Raw genomic sequence first — 12,524 nt, forward strand, 5'->3', positions numbered from 1 at the left:
TGGCTAGCGCAAGTTTCCCATTGAAAACTATAAGCAACAGAAAGCCCTTTAGCGTCACTATGAAAAAACGCATTTTAGTCATGCCCCTTAACTGGGGATTGGGTCACGCCACCCGCTGCATTCCAATTATCCGTGCTTTAATAGCCCATAATTTTGAACCTATCATTGCTTCCGATGGTGATGCCCTGGCTCTTTTAAGAAAAGAATTCCCCAATTTGGAATCCTTGGAACTGCCTTCTTATAAAATCCATTACGCAAAAAAAGGACAGTGGTTCAAACTGAAATTGATTGCCAACGCTCCAAACATTTTAAAGGCCATACAAAACGAAAACAAGATGGTCGACCAGATCATTGCATCCCACAATATTGACGGCATCATTTCAGACAACAGACTTGGGGCCTACTCCAAGAAAGTTCCTTCGGTAATTATTTCCCACCAACTACGAGTATTAAGTGGCAATACCACCTGGTTCAGTACACGCATGCATCAATCCTACATTAAGAAGTATAATGAATGTTGGGTGCCGGACAGTTTAAAATCACCAAATTTAAGCGGGCAACTAGGCCATGTTGATAATTTTGAAATCCCCTTAAGATATCTGGGCCCTATTAGCCGTTTTGAAAAACAGGACTCCAAAGATGTTTATGACATCATGGTATTATTGTCGGGACCAGAACCACAACGTACCCTTTTGGAAGAAAAAGTTTTGGAGCTTTTTAAAGATCAGCCTATAAAAACTGTTTTTATAAAAGGGGTGATGGATGCCGAGCAAACCTGTGAACAAATAGGCAACATGACCATTTACAATTATATGAGCAGTGACCAATTGGAAACCACCATCCACCAAAGTTCACTTATTGTATCCAGATCTGGATACACTACCGTGATGGATTTGGCCAAACTTGGGAAAAAAGCCTTTTTTATTCCAACGCCTGGTCAATTTGAACAGGAATACCTTGCCAAAAGATTGGACAGCCAAAAATTGGTACCATACTGTAAACAAGATGATTTTAACCTAGAGCAGTTGCAGCGGGTGAATGCCTACCAAGGACTTTCTGAATTGGAATACGATGTGAATTACAAAAAGCTATTCAGCCTTTTCAAGGGTGAATGAAAATTCACTTCCAACACCAATTTCACTCTCTACATAAATCTTTTCGTCATGAGCCTCTATGATATGCTTCACGATGGCAAGACCCAACCCAGAACCTCCTTCTTTGCGAGAGCCACTCTTGTCTACACGGAAGAAACGTTCAAATAGTCTCGGGATATTTTCTTTTCCAATACCTTCTCCGTTATCCGTTACCCTAACGATTACTTTGTTCTTGATTAGGTTTTCGATACTCACTTCTGTAGTTCCCTTATCGCGTCCATATTTTATAGAATTTACAATAAGGTTTGTAAGTACTTGTTGAATACGTTCCTTATCAGCCCTTACCATCACTGGAGACGTATAATCCATATCAAAAACCAAAGATATTTTCTTTTTGGCCGCTTTCATTTCCAACATGTCAAATACGTTCTCCACCAACTCCACAATATCAAAAACCTCAACGTTCAAACTCAGATCACCAGCTTCCAATTTGGTAATCATATCCAAATCGCTCACAATATAGATGAGGCGCTCCACACCTTTATTGGCTCTTTCCAAGTACTTTTCACGAATTTTCTTATCGTTTTGAGCACCATCAATCAAGGTTTCCAAATACCCTTGAACCGTAAACAAAGGGGTTTTAAGCTCATGGGCTACATTCCCCAAAAACTCCTTTCGGTATTCTTCTCGAACCTTCAAGGTTTCAATCTCCAGCTTTTTGTCTTTGGCGTACTTGTCTATTTCATGGGTAAGCGTTGCCATATCTGTAGTAATGGGCTGTTTTCTTAAGGAGGCAGATTCCAATAAAGTTAAATCGTCATAAATCTTTTTAACCCTACGGTATATAAAACGTTCCACACGGTATTGGATTACAGCAAAGGAAAACAGATAGGAAACCACTGCAAACCCCAAAATTAACACCCACCAATATTCTAGATTGGAGGTATATAAAAAAACACTCATAAAGAGCGTTAAAAAAAGTGTAATGTATGTAGAAGTTCTAATAGCGAACTTATACGATTTCTTTATTTTTTTCTTCTGCATTAATCTACAAACTTATAGCCTACTCCTTTAACGGTTTTAAAGCTATCATCTCCTATTTTTTCTCTCAGTTTTCTAATATGAACATCAATCGTACGTCCACCTACCACTACTTCATTACCCCAAACCTTATCCAGTATTTCCTCTCTTTTAAATACTTTCCCAGGTTTAGTTGCCAACAAAGATAATAGTTCAAACTCTTTTCTAGGCAAAACGATTTCTTCTCCCTTAACCGAAATTTTGTACTCTTCTCTATTGATGGTCAAGTTACCAACTTTCATCACGTTTTCTGCGGAATCCTCCTCCTTCAAACGTCTCAATAAAGCCTTTACTTTACTAATCAATACTTTTGGCTTGATAGGCTTGGTAATATAATCATCGGCTCCAGCTTCAAAGCCTGCCACTTGGGAATAATCTTCTCCTCTGGCCGTAAAAAACGTAATGATGGTTTCGCTTAATTCTGGAACCTTTCTGATTTGTTCACAGGCCTCAATTCCGTCCATTTCAGGCATCATTACATCTAAAATGATCAACTGAGGTTTTTCAGCCTTAGCCTTTTTAACAGCCTCAAGACCGTTTTCCGCCGTAATCACCTGATAGCCTTCAGAACTAAGGTTGTACCCTACAATTTCCAAAATGTCCGGTTCATCGTCAACCAGAAGAATTTTTATGTCCTTTTTTTTCATCGGTTTTGTTGTAATCTTTTCAGCGTCAAAGATAAAACTAATAACAAAAATTTATACTTCGTTACACAATGATAACATTAAGATAACTTTTCACTTACCCTTAAATAATCTCCTACAAAGTTCCCATTTTTTTTCGAATAATTTCAAACTACAATTTTTAACCCTCAATTTAAAATCAACGTTAATTTATTGTAAAATAAGCATTTATATTTTCATTTAATCAAAATTACTCTGTTTTCTGTTTATATTTGTAGGAACAGCATTACTAATTTAAACACTGAAATTTATGAAAAAAATTTACTTTTTAGTATTTACGCTTACTACAATGTTATCTTTTGGCCAGGATATGGTAATATCCGGCGTTTTTGACGGTCCATTATCGGGTGGTCTACCTAAGGTTGTCGAGCTTTATGTTATCAATGACATTGGCGATTTATCCCTTTACGGTTTTGGTTCTGCCAACAATGGAGGAGGTACCGATGACGAAGAAGTCACTTTTTCTGGATCTGCCACAGCTGGAGAATATCTTTATATTGCTTCAGATGAAACTTCTGTTGTAGAATACTTTGGAATTACCCCAGATTTCATTTCAGATGCTGCCAATGTAAATGGCGACGATGCTTTGGAATTATTCTTCAACAGCTCTGTTATTGACACTTTTGGAGACATCAATTCAGATGGAACTGGAGAGGCTTGGGAATATTTAGACGGATGGGCTTACCGTGTTGACGGAACTGGACCTGACGGTAGCACTTTTATGTTGGACAATTGGACCTATAGCGGTCCCGATGCCACAGATGGCTGTACCAGCAATGGCACCTGCGCTTCTGTGTTCCCAATTGGCACTTATAGCACCGAAAGTTCCACTACTCCAAGTTTAACCATTCTATCTCCTAGCAATGGAGAAGAATTTATCCCAGGAACGACCTCTGTAACCCTTTCCATAAGTGTTCAAAACTTTGTGGTTGGCAATCCTGGGGAAGGCATTGATGGTCATATTCACTGGACTATCGATAGTGGTGAAGGCGCTGTTTCCCAACCTATGAAATACGATACAGACGATGTTAGCATTACTGTAACCAACGGAGGCCAATATGTTGTTGAAATGATTTTGGTAGACAACAACCACGCCCCTATCACTCCTGCGGTAAGTGCCACGGTTGAATTTGATGTTGAAGAAATCATGCAAGTAGAAAATCTAGCCGCTTTAAGAGCAGATGTACTAGCTAATGGAGATGAGCATTATTACGAATTATTGAGCACTCCCACCATTACTTATACAAGAACATTCAGAAATCAAAAGTACATTCAAGATGCCAGCGCCGGTATTTTAATTGACGATAATGCAGGTATCATCACAACAAGTTTCACAGAAGGAAACGGCATTAGCGGACTTGTTGGCCAAGCGATTGAATATAACGGTGTATTGGAACTTGTACCAATGCAAGACGCATCTGTAGCAACAGGAAGTGCCGTAACTCCAGAAGTTGTAACTATTGCCACCCTATTAACGGATTGGGAAGATTACGAATCGGAGTTGGTGGAGATTGTTGATGCCACATTTACAGATGCCGGAGCAACGTTTGCATCTGCCAGCAACTATGACCTAAGTGATGGATCAACCATTAATTTTAGAACTAATTTTAGTGAAGCCGATTACATTGGCAGCACCATTCCTTCTGGAGCAGTTCCTGTAGTTGCTCTTGTTAATGAATTTAACGGCACGCCGCAAATTACTTCAAGGAGTTTAATAGATATGACACTTTCAGTAAATCAATTTGAAAACGTTGAGTTTTCCCTTTACCCTAATCCTACAAGCTCTGGTTTTGTGACTATTTCTACTGCTAACCAAGGTGATATTTCAGTAACAGTTCTTGATATGTTGGGTAAAAATGTATTTAACTCCGAAGTTTTAAATGGACAAATAAATGTGAGCACTCTGCCCCCTGGATTATACCTTTTGAAATTGGAACAAAACAATGCTTCAGTTACCAAAAAACTGATCATCAAATAAGAACATTTCTTCTGTATCTTAAAAAAGCGTTGCCATGGCAACGCTTTTTATTTTTACCTACTTTTGTTACCATGATATCAGCCCAAGACATTTTCGGGATACAAACTCAGGAAGAGTTCCAAAAAGTAGCCCTGGACGTTTTTAAGTTTCAATTCAAGCACAATAAGGTATACCGATCCTTCTGCGATTTGCTGTACATCCATCCCAGCGATATTTTTAACTATCGGGATATTCCTTTTCTGCCTATCCAGTTTTTCAAGTCGCATGAAGTACTGAGCAGTAAAGAAGCTATTCAAAAGACATTCAGTAGTTCGGGCACCACCGGATCAATCACCAGTAAACATTATGTTACAGACCTTTCTATTTATGAACAAAGTTTTAGAAAGGGGTTTGAACATTTTTACGGCCCTGTTGAAGACTATGTGGTTTTGGCCTTGTTACCGTCCTATTTGGAACGCGATGGTTCATCGCTTATCTATATGGTGAACGACATGATTAACCAATCCAAACACCCAGAAAGCGGCTTTTACCTTCATAACCTGAGCGATTTAAAAGAGAAACTTTTAGAGTTGGAATCCCAACAGAAGAAGACTTTACTCATTGGGGTTTCCTTTGCACTTTTGGATTTGGTGGAATCCTTTCAATTTGATTTAAAACACACTATTGTTATGGAAACTGGCGGCATGAAAGGCCGTAGAAAGGAATTGATTAGAGAAGAACTCCATCAAATTTTGAAAAAAGGGTTTGGGGTAGAACATATCCACAGTGAATATGGTATGACAGAATTATTAAGTCAAGGTTATTCCAAAGGGCAAGGTATTTTTGAATGCCCTCCTTGGATGCAAATCCTTACTCGCGATCCTGAAGATGCGCTTACTTTAGTAGGCAACAATAAAACTGGAGGCATCAATGTCATTGATCTTGCCAACCTAAATTCCTGTGCTTTTATTGCCACACAAGATCTTGGCCGTGTTTATCCAAACAACACATTTGAAGTCATTGGTCGTTTCGATCATTCAGATATTAGAGGCTGTAATTTAATGGCCCTGTAAGGTTCATAAATTTTTACCGACCAAGGGTTTGCTAAGAAAAAAGCAAATTTATTTTTTTAGTTGGTTGGTTAATTGAACGCCCGGTTTTGCTTCCGGGCGTTTTTTTATGCTACTAACTTAATGATGTAAGTGTTTTTCTTTCCTTTATTGATGATGATATACTGTCCGTGGATCAAATCTTCTTCACTCAAGATGTAATCTTCCTTCACCTTTTCTTTGTTCACCGCCACCGCATTTTCCTTAAGTGCTCTTCTAGCTTCGCTGTTAGACCCTAAGAATCCTGTTTTGGCTGAAAGCGCTGCAATCATATCCAGGCCTCCTTCCGCAAATTCTGCTTTAGAAATCTCCGCTTGAGGAACCCCTTCAAATACATCCAAAAAGGTACTTTCATTTAAAGTTTGAATGTCTGCCTTAAAGGTTTTGCTGAACAAGATATTGGAAGCCTTTATCGCATTTTCCAATTCCTCTTCAGAGTGTACAAATGTGGTCACTTCTTCTGCCAATCGTTTTTGAAGGATTCTTGCATGCGGCATTTCCTTGTGTTCTGCAATTAGCGCTTCAATAGTTTCCTTATCTAAAAAGGTGAAAATTTTAATATACTTTTCAGCATCCTCATCGGTGGTGTTTAACCAGAATTGGTAGAATTTATACACCGAAGTTTTATCGGCATCCAACCATACATTTCCACCTTCAGACTTCCCGAATTTAGAACCGTCTGCCTTTGTAATCAACGGACAGGTCATAGCGTAGGCCTTGGCTTCTTCCCCAACATTCATACGACGCACCAACTCCGTTCCTGTAGTAATATTTCCCCATTGGTCACTTCCCCCCATCTGCAACAAACAGTTGTAGTTTTTATACAAATGGTAAAAATCGTATCCTTGGATTAACTGATACGTAAACTCAGTAAAAGACATTCCAGCACTCCCCTCATCACCGGACAAACGTTTTTTAACCGAGTCCTTGGCCATCATATAGTTAACCGTAATACGCTTTCCAACATCACGAGCAAAGTCGATGAACGAAAAGGTCTTCATCCAATCGTAGTTGTTAACCAATACAGGCGCATTGGCTTCTGTAGAATTGAAGTCCAAAAATCTAGACAGCACTCCTTTTATACCTTCCACATTGTGATTCAAGGTTGCTTCATCCAAAAGGTTTCTCTCGTCGCTTTTCCCTGAAGGATCTCCAATCATTCCCGTAGCTCCACCTACCAAAGCAATTGGTTTGTGGCCAGCTTTTTCCAAATGCACCAATAAAATAATCGGCACCAAACTTCCTATATGCAAAGAATCTGATGTGGGATCAAACCCAATATATGCAGTAGTCATTTCCTTATTCAACTGTTCTTCGGTCCCGGGCATCATATCGTGCACCATTCCTCTCCATCTCAATTCTTCAACAAGCTTATTTGCCATAATATTTTCTATTGATCACTTATTTTTCGCAAAGATAAAAATCAATGTAGAAATCCTCATGCTTTATGAATAATTCTTTACTTTAGTTCCATGGTTTTAGTCACAGGAGGCACAGGTTTGGTAGGGTCGCATTTGCTCTACAAACTCATCAGTAACAATGAAAAAGTTAGGGCTATTTACAGGAATCCCGAAAGTCTTTCTTCCGTTAAAAAGGTTTTTTCATATTACTCGCAGGATTCAGAAAAACTGTTTGACACCATTGAATGGGTTAAAGCCGACATTACTGACATTCCATCCTTAGAAATCGTTTTTCAAGGAATCACACAGGTCTACCATTGTGCGGCTTTAGTGTCCTTTGCTCCCAACGACTATTACAAACTTCGAAAAATAAATATTGAAGGCACTGCCAATGTGGTCAATTTATGTTTAATCAACGGCGTTTCAAAACTATGCTATGTGAGTTCTATTGCCACCGTTGGAAAACCTCCAAAACCAGAGATGCTTATAGACGAAACTACGCCTTGGAACCCAGAAGATGACAATAGTGTGTATGGCATCACGAAATACGGCGCCGAAATGGAAGTTTGGCGGGGCTCTCAAGAAGGTTTGGATGTGGTTATGGTAAATCCAGGGGTAATTATAGGTCCTGGCTTTTGGAATGGAAATGGTAGCAGTGGACTTATTAGAAGGATTCATAAAGGCATCCCTTACTATACTACTGGTACAGGTGGCTATGTAGATGTGGATGATGTTGTGAACATTATGCACCAATTGATGCACAGTAAAATTACCAACGAAAATTTCATTTTGGTTTCGGCCAATCTTCCTTTTAAGGATTTTCAGTATAAAATAGCAACGGCCTTAGATGTAAGCCCTGCAAAAAAGGAACTTCCACAATTGTTTTTGGAAATGGGTTGGCGATTGGACTGGCTTAGACATAAACTCACTGGTGCCAACAGGCAACTTTCAAAGCAAATGGCCAAGACCATTAGAAACATATCTTTCTACGATAGCTCAAAAGTAAAAAACACCTTGAACTACACCTTCAAGGATATTGATACAAGTATAGAGGGTGTATGTCAAATTTTTTTAGAAGACCTTTAAGAGACGTCAATCTATTGGTGGTAATCCTGGCTTTCTTAAAGTTGCCTTTTTTATTGAATCTACATCAATCTTTTTATCGGTTTTGGTTGCCCTTACAGAATCCCTTACCTTTTTAACCGAATCTTGTTGACGTGTTTTTTCATTTTCCTCCGCCTCTCTTATAGAATCAAAATGGTTCTTTTGAACATCGATGCGTTCCTCAACTCTTTTAATGATGGCATCATAGGTTTCAGTATCATACGCATAATAGTCGTTACTTTGGGCAAACTGCAAACTATCAATACCATGCTTTTTGAATACATAATCCTCTGGATGGATTCCTTTATCTTCCAAAGTTTGTTTTTTCATGGACTTGGCTGCATTCATCAAAAAAACGTCATATAAAATATCCGACATCTTTTCTTTAGCAATCAGGTTGTCTGGCTTTTTAGGCCTTTGCTCATCCTTACAGCCCCAACAGCAAGCAAGTAACAGAGAAAAAATCAGTAGTTGCTTCATCTATCAAAAGTTAATCGCTTGGCAGCTTTCCCGTTGGTAAACTTAAAGTTATTATATACCAAACTACCGTTTACAAAGGTGTGGGTTATGCGGGATTTAAACGTAGTTCCCTCAAACGGCGACCAACCACATTTATAAAGAATATTCTCTTTTTTTACAGACCATGGGCTGTTGATATCTACAATCACCAAATCGGCAAAATAGCCTTCACGGATATATCCTCGTTTTTCAATTTGGAACAAAATGGCCGGATTATGGCACATCTTTTCTGCAATTTTCTCCAATGAAATTTTTTCTCTGTGATAAGCCTCAATCATGGCTACCAGAGCATGTTGTACCAACGGACCTCCCGAAGGCGCCTTGGTATACACATTTTTCTTTTCTTCCAAAGTATGAGGTGCATGGTCTGTAGCAATCACATCAATACGGCCATCCAATAAGGCTTTCCAAAGTCCGTCCCGATCCTTGGTCGATTTTACCGCAGGATTCCACTTGATAAACGTTCCTTTAGTGTCGTAATCTTCGTCACTAAACCATAAGTGGTGCACACAAACTTCAGCGGTAATTTTTTTCTCCTTAAGTGGGATTTTATTAGTGAACAGTTCTGTTTCTTTTGCTGTGGACAAATGGAAAATATGCAATCTTGCCCCTGTTTTCTTTGCCAATTCAATAGCTTTTGAAGAAGACAAATAACAAGCTTCCTCACTTCTGATCGCTGGGTGGAACTTGATTGGAATATCATCTCCATACTTTTCTGTATACTTGGCCATGTTGGCCTTGATGGTTTCTTCGTCCTCGCAGTGTACGGCAATCAACAAATTAGTACTGCTGAAGATTTTTTCCAAGGTTTTTGGATCGTCTACTAACATGTTTCCTGTGGAAGATCCCAAAAACAATTTCAAAGCAGCAACATTCTTTTCATCAACTTTTAAAATCTCCTCCAAGTTGTCATTGGTACCACCAAACATAAAGGAATAATTGGCATGCGATTTTTCGGCAGCGATGGCAAATTTCTCCTCCAATTTTTCAATGGTTGTGGTTTGCGGAACCGTGTTGGGCATTTCAATAAAAGAAGTAATCCCTCCTGCAATGGCCGCTTTGGATTCTGACTCAATATCTGCTTTATGGGTCAATCCTGGCTCCCTAAAATGTACCTGATCATCGATAGCGCCAGGGAAGACATAATTCCCTTCGGCATCAATCACCTTTACCGTAGATGATTTTGCACTAATGGAATCTGCAATCTCCTTGATATACTCTCCTTCAATTAATATGTCTCCTTCAAAAATTTTGCCCTCATTAACAATCTTGGCATTTTTAATAAGTACCGTACTTGCTTTCATACTATTTCCCAACTAAGCTTTTTAATTTCATATTCAACACCCCAAAAATGGCTTCGGAAATGATACCACTGCTCATTTTCGATTTTCCTTTGGAGCGGTCCGTGAAGATCACGGGCACTTCTATTATTTTAAATTTTTTAAGATACGCTTTAAATTTCATTTCAATTTGAAAAGCGTAGCCCACAAATTTGATGCCATCCAAATTGATAGCTTCCAGGACTTGCCGCTTGTAGCATACAAAACCTGCTGTGGTATCCTGCAGTTTCATCCGGGTGATCAGCCTTACATATTTCGATGCAAAATAAGACATCAACACCCTGCTCATAGGCCAATTAACCACATTCACGCCTTTAATGTAACGTGAACCAATGGATACATCGGCACCTTCAATGGCACAGGTATTGTAAAGTCTTACCAAATCCTTGGGGTCGTGCGAGAAGTCGGCATCCATTTCAAAAATATACTCGTACTTCTTTTCCAAACACCATTTGAAACCATCTATATAGGCCCTTCCCAACCCCGCTTTGCTCTCACGCTTTAACAAAAATAAGGAATCTGGAAACTCCTTTTGAAGTTCCACCACCTTAAGTCCTGTTAAATCTGGGGAGTTATCATCAACCACCAAAATATCGAAGGCCTTGTCCTGAGTAAATACGGCCCTGATTATGGCCTCAATATTTTCAATTTCGTTATAGGTTGGTATGATGACAATGGCATCCCTCATGCAATCAAATTTTAGCAAAAGTAAGTTTTTTAAAGTATTATTTTTATTGAAAAGTCCTTAATTAAAAGTTAAACAGCTAAAAAATTCTTAGTAATTTAGCGCTATGTTAAGAGAGGTTGTTTCCAACGAATGGTTTACTATTTTAATTGTTATGAGTTTAAGCTTTATAGCAATGGCCAAATTTATGTTCGAGCACCGTTTTTACGACTTTCTAGTCCTTATTGGGAATTCCAAATATTTAAAAATCTACGGAAGAGACCAAAAATTTGTGGATGGCTTTGATACCCTCCTTTTTTTGAACTTGATTATTTCGGTGTCCATTTTCACCTACATAACCTATTCTACGCTCATAGACCCTGCAAATTTCAACTTGTTAGGCTTTTCAAAATTGCTTATCGGAATTGGAGCACTGCTACTTATAAAAATTCTGTTGGAACGTCTTTTGGGCAGCCTTTTTGAAATTGATGACGTCATGGACCAATACCTGTTCCAAAAGACCAGTTTCAAAAACCTGAGCGGTCTGTTTCTATTGCCAATCAACATCTTACTAATATACACCATTGCCCCGTCAAAAGCCGTTATTTTTGGCACCTTAGGGCTGATGGTACTTATCAATATCATTGGATTTGCAACCACTTTCAAGAGCCACCAAAATATGATAATGAATAACTTATTCTATTTTATTTTGTATCTTTGCGCACTTGAAATTGGTCCTTATCTAATTTTATATCACATATTAATCAATTACTAAGCTTAAACCTATACCAAAGCCTATGAAAGTGAAAACAATTTTAGTGTCGCAACCAGAACCTAAAATAGAAAATTCGCCTTATTTTGATCTTCAGGAAAAACAAAAAGTAAAAATAGACTTCCGCCCTTTTATTCATGTTGAGGGAGTTCCTGCCAAGGAAATCAGACAACAAAAAGTAGATTTGAGCCAATATACTGCTATTATACTTACCAGTAGAAATTCTGTGGATCACTTTTTTAGAGTAGCTGATGAGATGCGCTTTAAAGTGCCAGATACCATGAAATATTTTTGCCAGTCTGAAGCCGTGGCTTTTTACTTGCAAAAATACGTAGTGTACCGTAAGCGTAAAATTTATGTTGGAAAACGCACCTTTGCAGAACTTTCTCCATTAATTAAAAAATACAAGGACGAAAGCTTCCTATTGCCAACTACCGACAAATTGAAGCCGGAAGTGCCAGATACCATGAATGCCCTGAACGTAAAATGGAAAGAAGCCGTTTTTTACAGAACCGTTATCAGCGACCTTTCGGATCTTGAAGACGTGTTTTATGACATTTTAGTGTTCTTTAGCCCATCTGGTATTGAATCATTATTCCACAATTTCCCAGATTTCAAACAGAACAATACGCGCATTGCCGTATTTGGAAATACCACCATAAAAGCCGTGGAAGAAAAAGGACTACGTGTAGACATTGCCGCACCAACTCCTGAAACACCATCCATGACTATGGCCTTAGAGAAGTATATTGAAAAAGTGAATAAGGGAAAATAAACCTTTACTCTTAACCATAAAAAAAGC

Annotated in this window: 12 protein-coding genes; 6 read left to right on the forward strand and 6 right to left on the reverse strand. The window is 38.6% G+C overall.

Annotated elements, in window-relative coordinates; genetic code table 11:
- The first annotated feature begins 59 nt into the window (after positions 1-59).
- Complete coding sequence (locus AC6I5C_RS00265; protein ID WP_497903401.1) at positions 60-1,115, forward strand: glycosyltransferase; 1,056 nt, start codon at positions 60-62, stop codon at positions 1,113-1,115.
- On the opposite strand, the gene AC6I5C_RS00270 is transcribed toward AC6I5C_RS00265, so the two are convergent.
- The gene (locus AC6I5C_RS00270; protein WP_053976945.1) at positions 1,089-2,138 is read right to left on the reverse strand and encodes a sensor histidine kinase; all 1,050 of its coding nucleotides are present in this window, start codon (positions 2,136-2,138) and stop codon (positions 1,089-1,091) included. The genes AC6I5C_RS00265 and AC6I5C_RS00270 overlap by 27 nt on opposite strands.
- Positions 2,138-2,821, reverse strand: a complete 684-nt coding sequence (locus tag AC6I5C_RS00275; protein ID WP_053976944.1) for a response regulator transcription factor — start codon at positions 2,819-2,821, stop codon at positions 2,138-2,140. Before AC6I5C_RS00275 ends, AC6I5C_RS00270 begins: the two co-directional genes overlap by 1 nt.
- Positions 2,822-3,107: 286 nt before the next feature.
- On the opposite strand from AC6I5C_RS00275, the gene AC6I5C_RS00280 reads away from it, so the two are divergent.
- Positions 3,108-4,835, forward strand: coding sequence for a T9SS type A sorting domain-containing protein (locus AC6I5C_RS00280; protein ID WP_497903402.1), 1,728 nt, complete (start codon positions 3,108-3,110; stop codon positions 4,833-4,835).
- Positions 4,836-4,906: 71 nt separating this feature from the next.
- Positions 4,907-5,887: a LuxE/PaaK family acyltransferase gene (locus AC6I5C_RS00285; protein WP_497903403.1), complete on the forward strand. Its 981-nt coding sequence runs from the start codon at positions 4,907-4,909 to the stop codon at positions 5,885-5,887.
- Between the two features lie 104 nt (positions 5,888-5,991).
- Here AC6I5C_RS00285 and tyrS read toward each other — a convergent pair whose 3' ends face one another.
- Positions 5,992-7,305 (reverse strand): tyrosine--tRNA ligase, encoded by a 1,314-nt coding sequence (gene tyrS, locus AC6I5C_RS00290; RefSeq protein ID WP_497903404.1) that lies wholly within the window; start codon positions 7,303-7,305, stop codon positions 5,992-5,994.
- A 90-nt stretch (positions 7,306-7,395) separates the two neighbouring features.
- On the opposite strand from tyrS, the gene AC6I5C_RS00295 reads away from it, so the two are divergent.
- On the forward strand, positions 7,396-8,409 hold the full coding sequence (locus AC6I5C_RS00295; RefSeq protein ID WP_497903405.1) for an NAD-dependent epimerase/dehydratase family protein: 1,014 nt from the start codon (positions 7,396-7,398) through the stop codon (positions 8,407-8,409).
- Positions 8,410-8,415: 6 nt separating this feature from the next.
- Here AC6I5C_RS00295 and AC6I5C_RS00300 read toward each other — a convergent pair whose 3' ends face one another.
- The 3 genes from AC6I5C_RS00300 to AC6I5C_RS00310 are packed head-to-tail and all read right to left on the reverse strand — an operon-like array spanning position 8,416 to position 10,974.
- Positions 8,416-8,907 (reverse strand): DUF4296 domain-containing protein, encoded by a 492-nt coding sequence (locus tag AC6I5C_RS00300; protein ID WP_497903406.1) that lies wholly within the window; start codon positions 8,905-8,907, stop codon positions 8,416-8,418.
- A complete protein-coding gene (locus AC6I5C_RS00305) occupies positions 8,904-10,250 on the reverse strand; it encodes a dihydroorotase (RefSeq protein WP_497903407.1) in 1,347 nt (448 codons plus the stop codon). Before AC6I5C_RS00305 ends, AC6I5C_RS00300 begins: the two co-directional genes overlap by 4 nt.
- A 1-nt stretch (position 10,251) precedes the next feature.
- Positions 10,252-10,974, reverse strand: coding sequence for a polyprenol monophosphomannose synthase (locus AC6I5C_RS00310; protein ID WP_497903408.1), 723 nt, complete (start codon positions 10,972-10,974; stop codon positions 10,252-10,254).
- 103 nt (positions 10,975-11,077) lie between these two features.
- Here AC6I5C_RS00310 and AC6I5C_RS00315 point away from each other — a divergent pair, with 103 nt between their 5' ends.
- Positions 11,078-11,725, forward strand: coding sequence for a DUF4271 domain-containing protein (locus AC6I5C_RS00315; protein ID WP_497903409.1), 648 nt, complete (start codon positions 11,078-11,080; stop codon positions 11,723-11,725).
- Between the two features lie 22 nt (positions 11,726-11,747).
- Positions 11,748-12,497, forward strand: a complete 750-nt coding sequence (locus AC6I5C_RS00320; RefSeq protein ID WP_053976935.1) for a uroporphyrinogen-III synthase — start codon at positions 11,748-11,750, stop codon at positions 12,495-12,497.
- Positions 12,498-12,524: the final 27 nt, after the last annotated feature.

The organism is Mangrovimonas sp. sgz306409, assembly GCF_059735265.1.